Annotated in this window: 20 protein-coding genes; 8 read left to right on the top strand and 12 right to left on the bottom strand. The window is 31.6% G+C overall.

The genetic code is table 11. The features are described from left to right. Positions 1-95 precede the first annotated feature (95 nt). From N456_RS00675 to N456_RS00665, 3 genes are all read left to right on the top strand, one after another. Positions 96-491: a hypothetical protein gene (locus N456_RS00675; RefSeq protein ID WP_062052827.1), complete on the top strand. Its 396-nt coding sequence runs from the start codon at positions 96-98 to the stop codon at positions 489-491. Between the two features lie 44 nt (positions 492-535). After that, the gene (locus N456_RS00670) at positions 536-1,123 is read left to right on the top strand and encodes a penicillin-binding protein activator LpoB (RefSeq protein WP_062052825.1); all 588 of its coding nucleotides are present in this window, start codon (positions 536-538) and stop codon (positions 1,121-1,123) included. 78 nt (positions 1,124-1,201) lie between these two features. After that, positions 1,202-2,626, top strand: coding sequence for a COG3014 family protein (locus N456_RS00665; RefSeq protein WP_062052823.1), 1,425 nt, complete (start codon positions 1,202-1,204; stop codon positions 2,624-2,626). A 32-nt stretch (positions 2,627-2,658) separates the two neighbouring features. On the opposite strand, the gene hemL is transcribed toward N456_RS00665, so the two are convergent. The 4 genes from hemL to N456_RS00645 are packed head-to-tail and all read right to left on the bottom strand — an operon-like array spanning position 2,659 to position 6,148. After that, positions 2,659-3,945, bottom strand: coding sequence for a glutamate-1-semialdehyde 2,1-aminomutase (hemL, locus tag N456_RS00660; protein WP_062052822.1), 1,287 nt, complete (start codon positions 3,943-3,945; stop codon positions 2,659-2,661). Between the two features lie 3 nt (positions 3,946-3,948). Next, a complete protein-coding gene (locus N456_RS00655; RefSeq protein WP_062052820.1) occupies positions 3,949-4,872 on the bottom strand; it encodes a glucosaminidase domain-containing protein in 924 nt (307 codons plus the stop codon). 4 nt (positions 4,873-4,876) lie between these two features. Further along, positions 4,877-5,821 (bottom strand): 1-aminocyclopropane-1-carboxylate deaminase/D-cysteine desulfhydrase, encoded by a 945-nt coding sequence (locus tag N456_RS00650; protein WP_062052818.1) that lies wholly within the window; start codon positions 5,819-5,821, stop codon positions 4,877-4,879. Next, positions 5,822-6,148 carry a hypothetical protein gene (locus N456_RS00645; RefSeq protein WP_062052816.1) on the bottom strand — a complete coding sequence of 109 codons (327 nt, stop codon included), beginning with the start codon at positions 6,146-6,148 and terminating at the stop codon, positions 5,822-5,824. Positions 6,149-6,195: 47 nt separating this feature from the next. Between N456_RS00645 and N456_RS24165 the strand changes: the two genes are divergently transcribed. The 3 genes from N456_RS24165 to N456_RS00635 all read left to right on the top strand — a co-directional run bounded on the left by N456_RS24165 (position 6,196) and on the right by N456_RS00635 (position 7,671). After that, positions 6,196-6,354: a C1orf53 family protein gene (locus N456_RS24165; RefSeq protein ID WP_420834717.1), complete on the top strand. Its 159-nt coding sequence runs from the start codon at positions 6,196-6,198 to the stop codon at positions 6,352-6,354. Between the two features lie 84 nt (positions 6,355-6,438). Continuing rightward, entirely contained in the window at positions 6,439-6,966 is a 528-nt protein-coding gene (locus N456_RS00640; RefSeq protein ID WP_062052813.1) for a DUF4136 domain-containing protein, read from the top strand. Between the two features lie 90 nt (positions 6,967-7,056). Next, positions 7,057-7,671 carry a DUF4230 domain-containing protein gene (locus N456_RS00635; protein WP_062053030.1) on the top strand — a complete coding sequence of 205 codons (615 nt, stop codon included), beginning with the start codon at positions 7,057-7,059 and terminating at the stop codon, positions 7,669-7,671. Here N456_RS00635 and N456_RS00630 read toward each other — a convergent pair. The 3 genes from N456_RS00630 to N456_RS00620 form a co-directional block, all read right to left on the bottom strand. Beyond that, positions 7,668-8,204, bottom strand: a complete 537-nt coding sequence (locus N456_RS00630) for a GNAT family N-acetyltransferase (protein ID WP_062052810.1) — start codon at positions 8,202-8,204, stop codon at positions 7,668-7,670. The two genes, N456_RS00635 and N456_RS00630, sit on opposite strands and share 4 nt — an antisense overlap. Further along, positions 8,197-8,889: a nitroreductase family protein gene (locus N456_RS00625; RefSeq protein ID WP_062052808.1), complete on the bottom strand. Its 693-nt coding sequence runs from the start codon at positions 8,887-8,889 to the stop codon at positions 8,197-8,199. The genes N456_RS00630 and N456_RS00625 overlap by 8 nt, the downstream gene beginning before the upstream one ends. Positions 8,890-9,020: 131 nt before the next feature. Beyond that, positions 9,021-9,719, bottom strand: coding sequence for a DUF4377 domain-containing protein (locus tag N456_RS00620; RefSeq protein ID WP_082422386.1), 699 nt, complete (start codon positions 9,717-9,719; stop codon positions 9,021-9,023). Between the two features lie 284 nt (positions 9,720-10,003). On the opposite strand from N456_RS00620, the gene N456_RS00615 reads away from it, so the two are divergent. Further along, positions 10,004-10,336, top strand: coding sequence for a single-stranded DNA-binding protein (locus N456_RS00615; RefSeq protein WP_062052804.1), 333 nt, complete (start codon positions 10,004-10,006; stop codon positions 10,334-10,336). Between the two features lie 311 nt (positions 10,337-10,647). Continuing rightward, a complete protein-coding gene (locus N456_RS00610; RefSeq protein ID WP_082422385.1) occupies positions 10,648-11,223 on the top strand; it encodes a helix-turn-helix domain-containing protein in 576 nt (191 codons plus the stop codon). A gap of 55 nt (positions 11,224-11,278) precedes the next feature. On the opposite strand, the gene N456_RS00605 is transcribed toward N456_RS00610, so the two are convergent. The 5 genes from N456_RS00605 to N456_RS24910 form a co-directional block, all read right to left on the bottom strand. Next, positions 11,279-11,971, bottom strand: coding sequence for an HAD hydrolase-like protein (locus N456_RS00605; protein ID WP_062053028.1), 693 nt, complete (start codon positions 11,969-11,971; stop codon positions 11,279-11,281). Positions 11,972-11,978: 7 nt separating this feature from the next. Next, positions 11,979-13,133 carry a TIGR03364 family FAD-dependent oxidoreductase gene (locus tag N456_RS00600; protein ID WP_062052800.1) on the bottom strand — a complete coding sequence of 385 codons (1,155 nt, stop codon included), beginning with the start codon at positions 13,131-13,133 and terminating at the stop codon, positions 11,979-11,981. Then, on the bottom strand, positions 13,120-14,403 hold the full coding sequence (locus N456_RS00595) for a DUF5690 family protein (RefSeq protein WP_062052798.1): 1,284 nt from the start codon (positions 14,401-14,403) through the stop codon (positions 13,120-13,122). Before N456_RS00595 ends, N456_RS00600 begins: the two co-directional genes overlap by 14 nt. A 170-nt stretch (positions 14,404-14,573) precedes the next feature. Then, complete coding sequence (locus N456_RS00590; protein ID WP_062052795.1) at positions 14,574-15,455, bottom strand: hypothetical protein; 882 nt, start codon at positions 15,453-15,455, stop codon at positions 14,574-14,576. 245 nt (positions 15,456-15,700) lie between these two features. Beyond that, entirely contained in the window at positions 15,701-20,116 is a 4,416-nt protein-coding gene (locus N456_RS24910; RefSeq protein WP_082422383.1) for a fibronectin type III domain-containing protein, read from the bottom strand. Positions 20,117-20,125 lie beyond the last annotated feature (9 nt).

The following is a 20,125-nucleotide window of genomic DNA, read 5'->3' as shown; positions in this document are numbered from 1 at the left end:
TGTCAGTATTTATTATTAATAAAACAAATCTTGACCATTCATTTTTGGCATAATGATTGATATTTGTTAAAATAACTAACTAATAATAAAGTATTATGAAAAAAATAGTTTCAATACTCGTTTTCGTTATTATAGGATTAACGAGTTATGCACAAAAAACCACAACTCTAGTAGAAGATCAAAATCCTAACTATAAAAAAGCTATGGATAAATTCTTAACAAATAGCAATGAATATACATTAGCTCAGGGAACTACTCTACAAGAAACTTATAAAGCTATTGATCCTCTAGAAGAGAAAAGAGAATTACGTTCTTTAAGAAGACAATATCGTGCTCAAAGACCATACTGGAGGCATCAACGAAGATTAGAGCGTGCTAGAAACACGACTTATTACGAAAACTATGGGTATTCTGGGTTTAACTCTGGTTATTACAATTACGGAAGTGATTTATTAACATTAGGATTATTAGGAGCCTGTCTTATCTGGTAAAGATACCTTAATCTATATAAAAACACCTTAATAAAAATCATATAATGAAAAAATCAATAGTAACAACTATAGTAGTGCTATTAGCAGTAGTCATAAACACCTCATGTTCCAGAAAAGTTACCCGAGTAGCTACAGATGCACAAATTGATATTAGTGGTCGTTGGAACGATACTGATTCTAGACTTGCTGCAGAAGAACTTACTGACGAAGTACTTACAGGAAATTGGATAACTGACCATATCCAAGAAAAAGGCAAAAAACCTGTAGTTATAGTTGGACTAGTACGAAACAAATCACATGAACATATCGAGAGTGAAACTTTTATTAAAGATATAGAAAAAGCATTTATTCAACGTCAGAAAGTTAGAGTAGTACAAGGTGGTAAAATGCGAGAAGAGCTAAGAAGCGAACGTGCTGACCAACAAAATAACTCCTCTGTATCAACGATGAAAAAATTTGGATTAGAGACAGGTGCAGATTATATGTTGCAAGGGAATATCAACTCTATAGTAGATGCTCATAACAGACAAAAAGTAGTTTACTATCAGATTGATTTAGAATTAACTAATATCCAAACTAATGAAAAAGTGTGGATTGGTGATAAGAAAATTAAGAAGTTTGTTAAAAACTAATTTTAAATTAGCTAAATAAAAAAAATAAGCACCTACTTACAGTAAGCTTTCTTAGGAAAGCTTTTTTTATAATTGACCATGATTTGTATAAAAATAAAATCAGCTTTCTTTAGTATATTATTATATTCAACTCTATTAATACTTAGTAGTTGTAGCAGTTATCATACCAAGAGTGTACTTTTTCAAACAAAAGTACAACAAGGGGATATACAAGGAGCCCTTACTGTTATCGATAAGAACAAATTTTTAACCAAACCAAGAAACCAGCTCTTATACTTATTTGAAAAAGGAAAATTAGCATATCTAACAGGAGATCACACCCTTAGTAATGAGTTATTTAACAAAGCTGATCTACTTATCGAATCTAATAAAAAAGCTCTAGGAAATCAAATATTAGGTGTTCTTTTAAATCCGCAAAAAGAGACATATAAAGGTGAAGATTTTGAAAAAGTAGCAATACACTATTATAAGGCACTTAATTACATGTTTTTAAATAAGTATGATGAAGCCATTGTAGAAGCTAAACGCATTACTTTACAATTACAAAAAATAAACGAAAAATATCCTTCTGGAAAAAAAAACAGATACAAAGACGATGCTTTTGCACACACATTACAAGGGTTATTATATGAAGCTTCTGGAAATATCAATGATGCATTCATATCCTATCGTAATGCTGTGGATTTATACCTAAATAATCAAGGAACCTATATTGGCGTCCCCTTACCCAGTCAACTTTGTCAAGATATGTTACGAACTGCACATATCATGGGATTTGATAGCGAAGTAGAACGTTATGAGAAACTATTAAATATTTCTTATGTTCCTAAAAACAATACCGAGGGAGGTGAAGCTATCGTTTTTTGGGAAAATGGATTAGCACCATATAAAGACCAGACTTATTACACCTTCACTATTTTACCTGGTAATAACACAGGAATGGTAACGATCATAAACGAAGAACTTTCACTAAACCTTCCTTTACCTATATCTACAGGTGGAAATGGACGTTCTGATTTTTCTGACATAGACATATTTAACGTAGCCTTTCCTAAATATGTTAGTCGACAACCTCTTTATAGTAATGCAGAGGTACAACTAGATAGTGTATCTTACCCATTCCAGTTAGCACAAAATTATAATGAAATAGCATTTAAAACATTAAAAGACAGAACTCTAAGAGAAATTGGAAAAGTAGCGTTGCGATTAGCAACCAAGAAAATTTCTGAATATACTCTAAAAGATCAAAATAGTGATCTTGGTGCTTTATTGGGGCTGTTTAATGCCTTGACAGAAGGAGCTGATACTCGTAACTGGCAAAGTTTACCTAATACAATATTCTATACCCGAGTACCTTTAAAAAAAGGAAAAAATAATTTAACAGTGCAATTAAAATCAAATCAACAGGTTATAAATTCGAGAAATATTAATACACAAGGAACTGGCAAAATTCAATTTGAAAAAATAGTTACTCCAGAAATTTCTACTCCTAATCGTTATTGATATAATATTCTATATCTATATTGTTTTTATGGTTAAAGTGCTTTCGCTACTTTTTGTACTGCCAAAATCGTTTCATCTAGATCTGCATATGTTAAAGCGTCTGTAATGAACCAGGTTTCAAAAGCACTAGGAGCAATATAAACTCCGTTAGCTAGCATTCCATGAAAGAATTTTTTAAACGTATCATTATTTCCTTTTGCTGCAGTATCAAAATCTACTACAGTATCTTCTGCAAAATGAACAGAAATCATAGAACCTATTCTATTAATAGTATGTATGACATTTTGATCTTGTAAAGCTTTAGTAATACCTTTATGCAAATATGTTGTCTTATCTTTCAGGCTTTTAAACACTCCTGAGTTTGTATTTAACTCCGTAAGCATTGCTAATCCTGCTGCCATTGCTAATGGATTACCACTTAAAGTTCCTGCCTGATACACCGGTCCTAATGGCGCTAAATGATTCATAATTTCTGACCGAGCAGCAAAAGCTCCTACGGGTAACCCTCCTCCTATCACTTTACCAAAAGTAACAATATCTGCATTCACTCCAGTAAGCTCTTGCGCTCCTCCTTTTGCTAACCTAAAACCAGTCATTACCTCATCAAAAATCAAAAGAATATCATCAGCATCACATAAGGTTCTAAGTCCCTCTAAAAATCCATTTACAGGTGGTATACACCCCATGTTTCCTGCAATTGGTTCTATGATAACACATGCTATCTCTCCTTTGTTAGCGGCAATAACATCTGCTACATTTTGTAAATCATTATATCTAGCTAATAAAGTGTCTTGTGCTGTTCCTTTGGTTACACCAGGACTATTCGGGCTTCCAAAAGTAACTGCTCCGCTTCCTGCCTGAATTAAAAAAGAATCACTATGTCCATGATAACATCCTGCAAATTTGATGATCTTATCTCTACCTGTATATCCACGTGCTAGTCGAACGGCACTCATACAAGCTTCTGTACCCGAATTTACAAATCGTATTTTATCTATATTGGGTACCATTCCTACAGCAAGCTCTGCTATCTGGGTTTCTATCTCTGTAGGCATCCCAAAACTGGTTCCTTTCTTAGCTTTATCAATAACTGCATTAACAACAGGAGGATAAGCATGACCTAAGATCATAGGTCCCCATGAATTAATATAGTCTATCAAACGATTACCATCTTCATCATATAAATATGGTCCTTTAGCTTCTTTAACAAATATTGGATCACCTCCAACAGCTTTAAATGCTCGTACTGGTGAATTAACTCCTCCTGGAATTACTTTTTGCGCTTCTGCAAATAGTGCGCTACTTCTTTTGTAGATCATATCTTAATTAAAATCTTCTTCCTCTTCCTCGGCAGTGGATACTTTTATAACTTGACCAATTTTGATCGTATTATCTGCTAGATTATTAAATGTTTTGAGTTCTTGTACAGAAATTTTATATCTTCTAGAAATCGAATATAGAGTATCTCCTTTTTTTACAGTATGCTCTCCTTTCTTATCTGTCGTTGTGACCGTAACAGCAGGGGTAACTGCTTCAATTAATACTACTTTATCTTTAACAATTTGTGCTTTTTCTACTCTTTTTGGCTTTTTTCCGCTAAGCACTTCCTTATCAAAATCATACAACTGATAACGTTCTATAATAGCAATCAATTTTTGCGGGTATTTCTTATCTGTAGCGTATCCTGCTTCTCGCAAACCTCGTGCCCAAGATTTATAATCTTTTTTGCTAAAAGTAAACAGTCTTGAATATCGTTTGCGATCTTTTAAGAATAAGGAATGGTCTCTAAAAGATTCACTTGCCAAGTTATATTTTCTAAAACACTCCTGTGACCTATCATCATCATGATATACTCGATCACCTTTCCAATCATGGCATTTGATCCCAAAATGATTTTTTGCTCTTTGCGTTAAATCACCATACCCTGCTCCTGATTCTAAAATTCCTTGTGCTAGAGTAATACTTGCCGGAATACCATATACTCTCATTTCATTTTTTGCAATACCAGCATATTCGTATATGTAGTGCTGTACTTTATCTTTATATGACAAAACAGGGAGTGGTTTTTTTACAGTCTTCTCGATATTGTTATCTCCTGATATAACTTCTCTAGTCGTTCGTTCTATATTAGTAACGGTAGTTCGTTTAGGAATTGGTCTATTTGTTCTAGAAGATGCTACTTTTTTGCTTCCTCCACAAGAAATCATGACTGTAGCGATACATAACAATATAATAAATTTTCTCATGCTACTATCTAATTGTAATAAGGGGTAACTTCTTTTTTTTTAATTTTTTATTCATTCCGGCTATTCCTTGCAAACCACCAGTATGAACAGCTAAAATACGAGTATTTTTCTTAAAAACACCTTTTTGTATCAAGTCAAAAATCCCAAAAATCATCTTACCTGTATAGACGGGATCTAATCCGATATGTTGCTGATCATTAAACTTATTTATAAACTCAATACCTTCTCGATTTATTTTACCATACCCTCCAAAATGATAGTCTTCAATAAGCTTCCAATTTGTTTTAGATGTATACTTTTTAATCTCATCAGTAAGAAATCTTCCTTTTAATGCAGGAAAACCTATGACTTTTTGATGGCTATCTATGCTATTAATAATTCCTGCAATAGTACCTCCTGTTCCCACTGCACAACATATAATATCATAGTTCTTATCCTGAGAAGTCAGAATTTCTTCGCATCCTTTAATAGCTAAAGAGTTAGTGCCTCCTTCTGGGATGATATAACATGCTCCAAATTCTTTTTTTAATTGTGTTATGAAAACTGAAGACGTTTTCTCTCTATATGTTTCTCTACTAATGAATTTTAGATGCATTCCTGATGTAGAGGCATGGTACAATGTGTCATTTTCTGATAGGGTTTTCTGAAGGTCTTTTGCTAATTCTTCTCCTCGTATAATTCCTATCGTTCTTAGACCCAAAATCTCTCCTGCTGCTGCTGTTGCAGCAATATGATTACTATATGCTCCTCCAAAAGTAAGTACCGTAGTATATCCTAATTTCTTAGCTTCAAGCAGATTATACTTTAGTTTTCTAAACTTATTGCCCGAGACATGTTTATGGATTTGATCTTCGCGTTTAATATCAAGAGTAACTTTAAAATCATTTAAAATAGAATCTGTAATCGATTGATTTTCTATAAATTTCTTTTCTGAAGAAAAAATATTCATCTATAAGTATTTTATAAAACTCCAAGGTTTTCTGACCTTAAGATAATATAGATCGTCTTCATTAACATATGCTTCTCTTTCAAATGAAATATTACGATAGGCCTGATGAGAATTTCGGTATTGAATCAATCTAATAACATATTCTATAAGATAGAATCCATAAAATGGTATTACCAAAAGTTCTGCTTGCTGTCTTAGATGAATTTTTTCGTGATTAATAAAGACCTCATCATTCTTAAGATACGAGTTATTGATCACAATAAAGGGCCATAGGGCAATACCTACAAAATGACGACCTATCAAATATTTGTTAACAACAATGGGCATATTAAGTGCAAGATACTATTTTTGTAGTTATGAATAACCCTAAAAAAATGTTAACCCCACAAGAGGGAGATTATTATATAACCCCTGAAGGATATCGATGTTTTACAGAACAATATCATCTTAGAAGAGGGTATTGTTGTGAGAGCGGATGCAGACATTGCCCATATGGGTATGATAAAAAGACGAATAGTTATTCTAAAAAATAAATCCCATAACTCCCTCATGGTATGATTATTGAGGTTATTTTTTATACAAAAAGCTATTGTTCAATCTATAAAAACACAAGGATTATGAAAAATTTTTCATTTTTATCATTAATCCTTATCATACTACTAAGTTCTTGTACTACAGTACGAGTAGCTTCAGACTATGATAAGCAGGCTAATTTTGATACCTATAAAAGCTATGCTTTTTATAAACCTGGAATCGATAAAGCAGAAATCAACGACCTTGATAAAAAACGTATTCTTAGAGCTATCGAAGCTGACATGAATGCTAAAGGTTTTAAAAAATCATCTAATCCAGATGTATTGGTTAGCATTTTTACAAAAACTAAAGAAAATATAAATATCTATCAAAATAACCTTAATTGGGGATATGGATGGGGTTGGAGTCCTTGGTTCTGGGGGCCTAACTACAATACAGTATCTAGATCTACTGAAGGCACTTTATATATTGATCTTATAGATGCTTCTAAAAAAGAATTGATTTGGCAAGGAATGGGATCTTCTGCATTAGTTAAAGATGTCCATAAAAAACAGGAGAAAATGAATGAAATTGTTACTGCAATCTTAGAAAAATATCCTCCACAAGGATAAATACATTTCATCTATTATAAATATACAAATAGCCTTTCCTATCCGGTAGGCTATTTTTTTATGTACATTTATAAAAAAAATGATACTTATATGCGTAATTTTTTACTTGGTGTGCTCTTAACAGCCTTTTTAATACTCGGTATCAAATATGGTATGGATCAACTTAATACCCATAAAATAGAGACTACCTCTTCTGGGCTTATTCTTAATCAGATAAAAAACGTAGGTAAGCTTGTTGTTACAGAAGGGCATTTTTCGGATATTATAACCTATGAGGATGATAAAACGTATTTTAAAGTTCTCTCTTCTAAGAAAAAAATAATAGTCCTTGTTAATGCCAATGTCCAAGTATCTTATGACCTAAGAAAAATTAAACACATCATCAATAAAGATGATAAAACAGTAACGATTACAGAAATTCCTAGTGCAGAAGTTAACATTAATCCAGAAATAAAGTACCACGATATCCAAGAAGGAGTTATTAATAAGTTTAGCCCTGAAGATCATAACTCGATCCGAAAAAAAGCCTTAATGCAATTAAATGAAAAAGTAAAAAAATCTCCTCTTATTACCAACTCTAAAAATAGACTTATCAGTGAATTACAAAAAATATATATTCTCACAAATTCTCTAGGTTGGACACTAAAATATAAAAATGCTGCTATAACTAACGATAATGACATTGAAAAAATAATTCAATACTAAGTATTGTTATAATACTCTTTTTTACTCAGCTTATATTTTCGTTCTACAGAATCTTCTTTTTTAACATATATTTCTGTTACATACTTCATTTCTTGCTCTAAAATACGTATTGAATTTAAATTATCTTTATCCACATAGGCCACTAGTTCTTTTAATTTCATTTGTTCAAAACAATATGTTATCAATCCTTTTGCTATTTCTAACCCAAATCCTTTTCCCCAAAAACATTCTCTTAATCGATAGGCAATCTCCAACTCTGACATATCGTTTTCGTATACTCCACATATGCCTATAAATTGATTAGTATTTTTATTTATAATAGCCCATATTTTGAAAAAAATAGAATCATCATTATAATACCCAATAAAACGATCTAATTCTTGTTTACTTTGTTCAAAATTCATCTCTTTCTTAATATATTTCATCACACCTCGATTGCTTTGCATGTCATAGAATGACTCTAAATCTTTATCTTCTAGTTGTCTTACATGCAATCGTAATGTTTTAAATAACAGTACATTAAAATTATTCATAAAAAACAGTCATTTCATCTAATCCTTTTCTCTTTAGATCCGGCACATATGTAGGAAGTTTAGGATACCCTACTGGGAGCAATAAAAAAGCTCTTTCATTACTAGGTCTTTTAAGAATATTTGTTAAAAAATTCATCGGACTTGGAGTATGTATTAATGTAACTAATCCTGCATTATGAATTGCTGATATTAACATTCCACAAGCTATTCCTATAGATTCGTTTACATAATAATTATTATGCTTATGTCCACCACTCTCGAGTTCATATACTTTTTTAAAAGCTATAATCAACCAAGGTGCTATTTCTAAAAATGGCTTGTGCATATCAGTATTTAATGGTTCTAAATCTTTTTTCCAGCGTTCACTCATTCTATTTTCATAGCTTTCTTTTTCTTCTATTTCTGCTTCGTTACGGATCTGTTTTTTTAGAGCCGGATTAGAGATAGCACAGAATGTCCATGGTTGTTTATGTGCTCCAGAGGGAGCCGTAGAAGCACTTTTAATAAGGTTTTCGATAACTTCTTTGGGAACGTTTTTATCAGAAAAATCCCTAACAGATCTTCTTTTATCTAGCCATTCATAAAACGATTTACTTTTTATAGTTAATTCTTCTTCAGAAAATATATCTGAATGATAAGAAACATGTTTATATCCATTAATATAAATAGTATCTGTAGCGTTCATTTTTATTTCTTTTTAAGTTTATAAAAATTTAGAGTCATTATAAAAGAGGATTTCTATTTTATAATAGCTAAATTGCTCCTAATTATTTTCAATATTTTATTAATAATAGTATACATTTTATTCAAAATATCTTATCTGCAACTCTCTAAAGTTACTAATTTTTCATTTTTTCTGTATAAAAACAATTCACAACCTATTATTTTAAAAGTTGTTACCGCTTCTAGGGCTTTTATAAATTTATTTTCTTGTTCTAAGTTTTCACAAGCCATTTCAGTAGAGATTATTTTTTCAAATCGTATAGCATTCCCAGAAATCAGTACATCCCCTGATATTGTATTACAAGCGCCATTTCCATTAAATTTATTTTCTTTTTCATCGATCATAATAAATGAATCTTTTGAAACAGGTATAGTCAAATTCTCTTGCTCAGCAAAACTCGAAATTATCCATTGATTAGCTATTGATAATCCATTTTGAATTTCTTTTTTTCTGATCACTTTCATTAAGGTATATTTTACAGAAGAAGCATCTGCTAGAGGGGTCTTCATTTTTTTAGTTTCTACCTTTATCTCATACTCATACCCCTCTTCATACTGAAACCCGATAATCTCATCAGAAAAAAGTTCCCATTCTTTTTGTTTTAGATTACGCTTAATCATATAACATTCTTTATTAATTCCTCCAGCATTACAAACCGCTTTTTTTGAATTAATCCAGATAGTGGATTCATATTTAAGTTTATGTTTTGTGCTATTTTCACTTGACTGGCAAGAGATTGTTATTGCTATCATTAACATAATAATCAATGAAATTAATATTCTTTTTCTCATACATTCTACTTATTTATCAAATTAGTCAATATTCTTGGTAGTGATAGTTTAGTACAGAAAGTAACTATTTTTCATTCTAATAGCTAATCATTAACATTTAATAAGCGACTACAAACGGATACAAACGAAAACAAGCATTTCCTAACCGAATTTACCTAGAAGTACACTATAAGTTTGCATCAAAAATACAGTTAACTATCTAACAGCACTTTAAAATTAATAAATTATAAAAAACCTGAATAATCATTTCTAGATATAATATTAATATATAAAAAAAGAGAACCATGAATACACTAAAAAACAAAGTACAGTTGATCGGAAACCTAGGACAAGATCCAGAAATTATCAATCTAGAGTCTGGTAAAAAGCTTGCAAAATTCTCGATAGCTACAAATGAGTATTATTATAATAAACAAGGAGATAAAATCACCGATACGCAATGGCATAATATCATCGCATGGGGTAAAACCGCTGATATTATAGAAAAGTATGTCAACAAAGGGCAAGAAATTGCTATCGAAGGGAAACTCACCTCTCGAAATTATGAGGATATTAAGGGTGAAAAACGATATATCACCGAGATCGTTTGTAATGAACTTTTAATGCTTAATAAGTAAGCATCTAAAAACCGTATTCGATTATATATTTTTACCCTACACATGCAAGTCTGAATTTCTAAAATTTTTTAATTAAGTACTCATACATCTTAATCCAAACAAATAATCAAAATCCTACCTTATGATTATTTGTTTTTTAAGGTACTATAGTTTTAAAATTCTTATTTCTTTAATAGTCTATATCCTTATTCTATCAGAGGTTTTCTTACCCTAACAATAGTTCTTTCTTATTTGTGTAATATTATGTTTGAAATAGCTTCTAAATCTTATCTTTTTTATTAATATTTGTAGTACTTACTATCTGTAAACAAATGAATGATTATTTAATAGGTATTGGTAAACGCTTAAAAGAAATTCGTAAAAGTGATAAAAAGACTATCAATGCAATTGCTTCTAAAGCTGGAGTTAGTAATGGACTTATTTCTAGAATTGAAAATGGAAGAACGATCCCTTCATTACCCGTTTTATTAAATATTATAACTGCTCTAGAGGTAGAGGTTTCTACATTTTTTAATGGAATGCCTTCACAAACTAATTTTAAATATATCGTAACAAGAGCTTCAGAATATAGTTCTATTGAAAAAGAAGATGCTATTGGATTTAGTTATAACTATATTTTTGGGAAGCAACTGAGTTCTATTGGTTTTGAAGTCGTTATTTTAGAAATACAACCTGATTCTAAACGTAATAAAGTAGAAACAGATGCATATGAATTTAAATATATGCTAGTAGGAGAATGTCATTATATTATTGGAGATGAAGAAGTTATTTTAAAAGAAGGGGATTCTATTTTTTTTGATGGACGTATACCACATGTGCCTATTAATCGAAGTAAAATATCTTGTAAAATGATTGTTTTATATTTCTTTTTGGATAAAGAGGATTAAAAAAGAGATCATCTCCTAAAAGACGACCTCTAAAAACAAAACAATTAATATAATTTTAATCTAAATAGAATATAATTTTTCTTAATTCTAACAATTCATTTATAATAAAATCTGGTTTGGCTTTTTGTAGCTGTTCCTTGTTTTGAGCTCCTGTTAAAACACCTACTGTAATTCCACAATCGGCATTTTTACCTTCTTCTATATCTATAGCAGAATCTCCTACTTTTAATACCCTAGATGGATCTGTGATAGTAAACATCTGCATTGCTTTACATATCATTTCTTTATGAGGTCTACCATTAGTAACATCATCCGCAGTAAGTAAGGCATCGTAATCAACTCCTTTTTTCCAATTTAATTTTTTGATCAGTTGATTTGCTGTTTTGGAATCATATCCTGTATTGAGAACTATTTTTACATTATTATTTCTTAAGATTCCGAATAATTCTTCTACTTTATCAAAAGCTCTTACATCCGATTGTTTATATATGTTTTTTAAAATAGGTTTAAAATTCGAAAAAGCTCTTTTTGCAGTATCTTCTATATCTTCACAAGAGGTTGTATTTTTTAGAATATCTAGTATCGCTTGGTATTTTTCTTTTCCTGCACCATGTTCTAACACCTCCTCTAAACTAACGGTATATCCTTGATCATTGATGGATTGCTGTACTGTTTTATATACTATATTATTCTCATTAACAGTAGTTCCTGCCATATCAAAAACAGCTAGGTCAATTTTTTTATTCATGGTTATATTATATATTAAATAATTGTGTAATATTTTCTTTTGCAAATCCTGCACTTCCTGTCATTCCTTTACCTCCAATTCCTGTAATGATATGAATAGTATCATCTATAGTTTGCTGAAATACATCACTAGTTTTACATTGCGAATACATTCCAAACCACCTATTTTGGATCGTGTAAGTAGGTAACTCCATAATTTTCTGTGCTTCTTCTATCATAAAATGATCTATATCCATATTAAGAGTGCATCCCAGATTTTCCATATCTTTAGCATCTGCATACTCATGAGAGTCTCCTATAATTATCGATCCATCTGGTGCTTGTTTAAACAAAATGTGTACACCCCATTTTTTCTGTAGAGAATCAAGGTCTTCTTTAGATTTTATTTTAAAAAAGGAAGGGCATTCTGCAAATGCTTCATATCGCCTGATGGACCATCCAGTTAGAATATTACCAGATAGTTTATAGTTAGATTGAGATTTAGTTTGCAACATTTGTAGTTTTGTAACTTCTAAGTCACTACTATTAAAAAGTTCTGGATATAAGTTTTTAAACTCATTACCATTACAAATAATTACTTTTTCTGCTTCAAAAATTTCTCCTGAAGAAGAGGTTATTTTAACAGAGTTATTTACTTGTTCACAAGCGATTACGTTTCTATTTGTAAAATAGTCTAAACTCATATGCTTTACCATAAAATCTTGTAAACGATGTATCATCTCACGAGCTTCTACGGTAACTTCTTCTGGAAAAAATAATCCTGCTTGTATATAATCGGGTCGTAATCCAGGATATTTTGTAATACACTCTTCTTTGGTTAATAATTCCGAGGTATATTGATTGTTTTGATTGATCTGATGTAGCTCTTCTATGAGTTGTACTTCTTCTTTATTAGATGCCAGATATACAGATCCATTCTCACGAAGTGTTATATCGTATTGCTGTTGGATTTCTTTGTATATTTTTAAACTTTCTCTACCATAAGTCTGCCATTTGGTATTCATTCCAGAAGGAACTACTTGTCCAAAATTTTGAGTAGTTGCTCCTTGTGGCATTTTATTTTTTTCGAGTAAAGCTACTTGTAATCCATTTTGCAATGCATGATATGCATGAAAAGTGCCTAGTACTCCACCTCCTACAACAACGAGGTCATATTTTTTCATAATGTAATTCTGTTTCTATAGTTGTTATTCTAGTACGGTATGCTTTTTTAAAATACAACAAAGAGCCTAGCATAATTACTATTCCTAATATTGTTATCCCATATGCTCCATAAATAAAAAAGTCTAGCCAACTTAAATTTGCTTGTCCAAAATTTTTATATAATAGTGCTGTGATACTACCTAAGTACCCAAAAGAGTCTGCGATATAGATCAAAAAACCTGCATTTCCTTTGATCTTAAACATTGCTATAAATCGGTCAAAAAACAAGCAATTAAAAGGAACGTAACAAATGTATAGTCCAAACCCACATATAACCATCCAAATAAAAGGGTTTAGTATTTCTAATTGAAAAAGAACCGTAGAAATTCCGATACACAAAACTCCTATTAAGATTAAGAAATGGTATATGTATACCGCTTTTGCATTATTTTTTATATAGAATGTGCTTCCTAAAATTAGGAGTACTACTACTGCAATACTAATTTCTGAAGTTGTATATACCGAAACATCCCCTTTATATCCTATACTATCCCATAGTTCTCGTGCAAAATTATCTCTAAAATCTCTAAATGCTGTTAGTAATGTATAGAATAGTACAATCCCTGTAATTGGTATCAAAAATGAGAGCAAAAGATGCTTTCTATCTTTGGCAGACATTGGTACACGTTCAGATCGCATTACTTTATCTTCTAATGTTGTTACAGGTAGTTTTTCTAACAACCACGCAAAAAATAATAATGGTACAATAAATAATGCTCCTGTAGCGGCTGGCATCCAAAATTGAGAAACATGCCAAATATTCATAAGAGATAGACCTACAGATTTTACAATTCCACTGGATACAATAAAACTGCTACATAAAGCTACTCCTAGTATCTCTGTAAACTTTCGTCCTTCGAGGTAAGAAAATACAATACCCCAAATCATTCCTAATGGTAATCCATTAAAAAATAAGGCTATCACATTATACGGTTGTGGCAAAATTGCAAAAAATACTAATGCTAATTCTGCCAAAAGAATTAATCCTATTAAATACTTTACCCGATTCTCAGCTTTTAATTCTGATATTATTTTTATTCCTAGAAACTTAGAGAATGTATACCCTAATACCTGAGCTATAATTAATACAATCTTATAATCTATATTAAAAACAGAAAGGTTTTCGAAAGTAGCTACACTAAAAGGTTTTCTAAATGCATACATACAGAAATAAGCTCCAAAAGAAGCTATTGATGCATGTATGATGAACTTTAGATAAGATGTCTTCATTTGCAGTCTTGAACTCTTATTACATATTTTTACTAATAGTAAATTTTAAGACACAAAAATGAACACTATTTTACTAATAGTAAAAAAATAGAGTTTAAGAAATATTTATTATAGCTTTGATTAATTGTAAAATCTTTTATGATATATAGAGCAAAAAAGGTTATTTAATATTAAATCGCTTGAGTTCTCTTCCAGAAATATAAATTAGGACGATCTGCAATCATTACAAACAAAGGAATAAAGGCATGAGGTAATCTAATAAGAACTTCCCATGTCCATTGATTAAATGTATTCCATAGAAAATCAACATGAAAATGTCCTGTTAGACGAGCAATCGCTGTCAATCCTCCCCATATAAATGCATAGACTAAAGCTACATAAGAAATCCTAGGAATAAAAATAGCAACAGCAATAACAAAATCAAGAATCCCTGCAATTTTTAGTAATACATGCGCATTAGGTTCACTAATTGGTATGCTGTTTAAAGTCATATCAATAAAATTACCTGGTCTAGGATAATATCCTATCGCATAGAGACCGTGACAACTAAATGTAAGCGCAATAGCGATAAGGGCTATTAGACGTATCTTTTTAAAATCAATCGTTGTGAATAGTATCATGTATAGGAGCACTGGACTTAAAAATTGAATTGTATACTCAAAAAACTGTCCTACATGAAAAAATTTTTCTTTACAATATAGTAGTGCTAAAATAAGAAGTCCGATACTGCCTCCTAATAAAAAGAATTTGCCTAATTTCTTCATATTAGGTTTCATCAGCAATGTAACAATGGCGCATAATAAATAAAAAACTCCTATTACTTTTATCGATAAAGAGATTGTATTATCAACAGAGAGGTTGGTTACATAATCATGCCATGCTACTCCAAAGATATTTTCAACAACATTCTTTAGAATACTTTCATCCCATAAAAATGTTCTATACGGGGGATCCCATAGTATATGCTGATAGGCTCTTCCTAAGAATATAACAAAAGCTGAAATTTTTAGAATTGTAATTAATCTATGCTTAGAATGTAATAATGATGTCATTAGTTTATGTAAAAATTAGTGTTTTAAAAAATAAACTATTTATTAAAAGTTTTTATCTAATCTAACTGCTGACCATTTAAAAAAATGGCTTAAATATCTTTTTATATTACTTTTTTGCCTTTAACGATACTAAAATGTAAAATTCTTAAATTCTTTTCGATAGAAAAAATTAAGATTACAAAAAACTGCCTGAATAATAATCTCAGGCAGTTTTTACTTTTTACAAAGAAATAAAGAAATTGTGATTATCTCTTAATAAATTTTTCACTGATTTCTCCTTTTTCTGTTTTAATAACAATAAAATAAACCCCTGTATTCAATTTGTTAATGTTATAAGTTGTTGTTTCGGATTTAAAAATAACTTTATCAACAACTCTTCCAAACATATCTCTAATTAATGCTTCTGATCTATGAGTATTGGTATAATTATGATATTTAATATGCAACATTCCAAATTCTATTGGATTTGGATAAAGATTTAATTTTCTTTTAGCAGTATTATTTTTTATCGATACAATATTAGTTCTTGGCAATGTAGCATTTACTTTATGCGGGTTATCAATAGTTACGACACTTCCTCCTGTTGGATTCCAAACATCAATATTGGTGGGCAAGACAAATATATTAGTATCACTTAATTGCCCTACACTACTAGCATTGTCTACTTTTATGGTTCTAAGTTCTATTTTATTGTTATCTATCCATAACCATTTAAACTGATTAAATGATCCAGAAGCTCTTGTCCATTTTTTAGTATCAGAAGCATTTCTTAGAGGAGCTCCCCAACATCCTTCTCCTACATACACTGCTCTTTGGGGGTCAGTAGCTGCTTTCACAAATCCTTCATCACTTCCTGAACCTGTTGATGGTTTAATTGGCCATGTGCGTTTCACTACATGAGAATCACTTTCCATTACCAGTTGCACTGCATTTGTATAAAATGGTTTTGACCACGCTTCATACTGATCATTTTGTTCTGATTTACCTGGTTCGTGAGGCCTAGTGGCTCTATGATATTGAGCTATAGCCCAAGTATGATTTGCAGAATTAGTTGTTAAGTCATTCGCTAACCATTTACCCTGAGTACCTGCTGGGCTTACTTCTGTATTTAAAGTATATGTCCTTACCAAATTACCTGCAAAACTTAAGGCATAGTACTCTCCACCTGCAGCAGTAGGAATATCAAAAAGATCTCTGATATCATTCGCTTTTTCGTGATTACCTCGCGCTGCTACTACAGGAATAATTCTTCCATCAGAACCTATCGTCAATTGCCAATCATCAAACCAATTTTGCCATTGAGAGCTAGAGGAAGAGCTTGTCATATCTCCTCCAAAAAACACTGCATGTGGTCGTATTTTAGCAACCAACCTATTTGCATTCTTTCTAGGAGTACGATTGTTTCTAGAATCTCCACCGGCAATAATAGATAGTCGAGTATTAGGATCACTCGGAGCAGTCTTAAACCAGAATCGTTTAGAAACACCTTCACTATCTTTTATCACAAAATAGTATGCAGTATCTGCCTGAAGTCCCGTTAATCGTGCATAGTTATTGTTCATTCCTTTACTAGAAACAGTTCTATCAACAGCTTTATGTAAAGGATAAGAAGTATAATTACTTCCAAAATCTGTAATCCCGTAATACACTACAGGGTTGGTTCCTCGTACTTGATTCCACCCTATAACCATAGTTGTAGCGGTATTACCTCTCCATGTTAAACGATATTTTTCTGTAGAGGTACTAATTACTGGAGTCTCTGTAAATGTAGCAGTTACTGTTTTATCAACATCCATCGTAATAGATGATGGATTTGTATTTACTGATAAATCACCTGTCCATCCACCAAATTCCCAGCCGGTAGAAGGAGTTGCTTTTACAGTCGCTACTTCTCCAGAATTGTAGTTTCCACCTCCGCTTACTATTCCTTGTCCTTTTATTTTAATATTCAATGTATACTGAACAGTATTTGTGGTAGTTATATTAACAGTATTACTATTCCCAGAGGTATTCCCTGCAGCATCTTTTGCTTTTATTGTAAAGCTATATCCTGTATTAGCTGTAAGACCATGAACACTATATGTTGTATTTGTTGATGAACCAATAGATATTCCTCCTTGATAGATATCATATCCTGTAACACCCGTATTATCTGTCGAAGCATTCCAACTAAGATCTACAGAGGTATTCCTTATATTAGAAGCTGTTAGATCTGTAGGTACTGTTGGTATCTCGGTATCAGGTACTACAGAAATAATTTTTAGATTATCAATTGCCATATCACTTCTATAACTACTCCCCGTAGTACCTTTAAGCTGTAGTTTTATAACACTACCTCCATAATTAGACAAAGATACTGTCTCAGATTTCCAATTATTGCCTTGATCTCCTTTCTTATTCCATATCGTTTTCCAAGTAATACCATTGTCTGTAGAAGCTCTAAACTCCATAGTTCCCATACTAGAACCATACATATGGTAGTCAAAACTAAGTTGTGAGTTTGGTTGATTTGACAGATCAATACAAGGGCTAGTTAACAAGGCTATTTTAGTATAGTTTCTTGTAGCTTCAGTATAGATATAATACTGTTTATTAGAAGCTTCTGATGGACCTGTTCTTTTTGATTTAGTGCCTTTTGATTTCCTTGTCCAGTCTATAGCATCATTAGTTTCTTGTATCCATGCTCCTATACCATTTTCAAAACTTTCACTATAAGGAAAACTACTGATTCCTGTACAAGTTGATTCTTCTGATGTAGTGATACTAGCTGTATTACTATTTCCGGAGCTATTTCCTGTAGCATCTTTTGCTTTTACTGTAAAGCTATATTCTGTATTAGCTGTAAGACCACTAACGTTATATGTTGTATTTACTGAGGAACCAATAAGTACTCCTTCTTGATATACATCATATTTTATAACATCGGTATTATCTGTCGAAGCATTCCAACTAAGGTCTATAGAAGTACTTGTTATATTAGAAATTATTAGATTTGTTGGTACTGTTGGTGATTGGTTATCAAGAGCTGTAGAAGTGATCTTTAGATTATCAATTGCCATATCACTTCTATAACTACTCCCCGTAGTACCTTTAAGCTGTAGTTTTATAATACTACCTCCATAATTAGACAAAGATATCGTCTCAGATTTCCAATTATTGCCTTGATCTCCTTTCTTACTCCATATCGTTTTCCAAGTAATACCATTGTCTGTAGAAGCTCTAAATTCCATAGTTCCCATATTAGAACCATACATATGATAGTCAAAACTAAGTTGTGAATTTGGTTGATTTGACAGATCAATACAAGGGCTAGTTAACAATGCTATTTTGGTATAGTTTTTTGTGGCTTCGGTATAGATATAATATCGTCTATCAGAAGCTTCTGATGGACCTGTTTTTTTTGATTTAGTAGCACCTGACTTTCTTGTCCAATCTATAGCATCATTAGTTTCTTGTGTCCATGCTCCTATACCATTTTCAAAACTTTCTGTATAGGGTAAACTACTAATCCCCGTACAAGCTGATCTCTCTGATGTAGTTATACTAACTTTACTACTGTTTTTTGATATATTCCCTGCGGCATCTTTTGCTTTTACTGTAAAACTATATCTAGTATTGGGTGATAATCCACTTACACTAAAATTAGTAACAGTAGATGTTCCTACACGTTTACTGTCCTGAAATATCTCATACTCTGCAACTCCTATATTATCTGTTGATGCTTTCCAAGAGAGATTTGTACTATTTGCAGTTGTATTAGAAGCCTTAAGTCCTGTAGGAATACTTGGAGCTTCTTTATCATTAGTATCAGCTAATAAATAAGCTCTATCGGATTTTAGAGATGTTGTTATTGCATTTTGTTGCTCGCTGGTAAACCCACCTGTACGGCAAGGTTTAGAGGTATATGACATTACATTTCTTGTATCTGGTTGATATGCATCTCCATTAGAGTCTTTAGAAGATCCAGTATATTTACAATTAGAATTTACTTTATTACTTAATTTTGGATCCGCAGGAGTATCACAAAAAAAATCTCCTGCACGACTACAATTAGTACGTTTTACAAGTTCTCTTCCATTGCTTGTAGAATGCGTATGTAAGATAGAAAAATAATGTCCTAATTCATGTGAAGCTGTTGATCCATTCTGGGAGCAAGATACTTTTAGTATTACTCTATTCCCTGTTCCTGGAAATTTAGCAAAACCACATATAGAACTGCTAGATCCTTTTACATTAGAAAAATAGAAGACATTAATAGCTTTTGCTTCTTCATATTGGGTCAATTGGCTGTCAGAACTTTTATTGAATGAAGAGTTCCAACTACTGTTATCTATATATTTAATAGGAGCATATTCATAAAACGAAATATTCATCGGTGCATAAGTAGCATTTAATTCGTCCATTACATTTTTAATTTTTGCACTGGTTATTGATGGAGAACTTCCGTTCGAATTTCGAGATACGTGATGCTGTACTGGGAGTGATACTGGTGCTAATAAAGCCCTATTACGAGTAATCGATTGAAGTCGATTAAGCATAAATCTGTTGTAATTTTCGGGTGGTTCTGCACCGCACTGTTCTTCTTTCTGAGCCCATACAGTACTTATCGCAGATAAGAACATAAGAACGACCAGAAAGCATAAATGTTTTCTTGTTTTCATGAGTTGAGT

The organism is Aquimarina longa SW024 (assembly GCF_001401755.1).
Taxonomy (GTDB): domain Bacteria; phylum Bacteroidota; class Bacteroidia; order Flavobacteriales; family Flavobacteriaceae; genus Aquimarina; species Aquimarina longa.
This window is presented reverse-complemented; position numbering and strand designations above follow the sequence as displayed.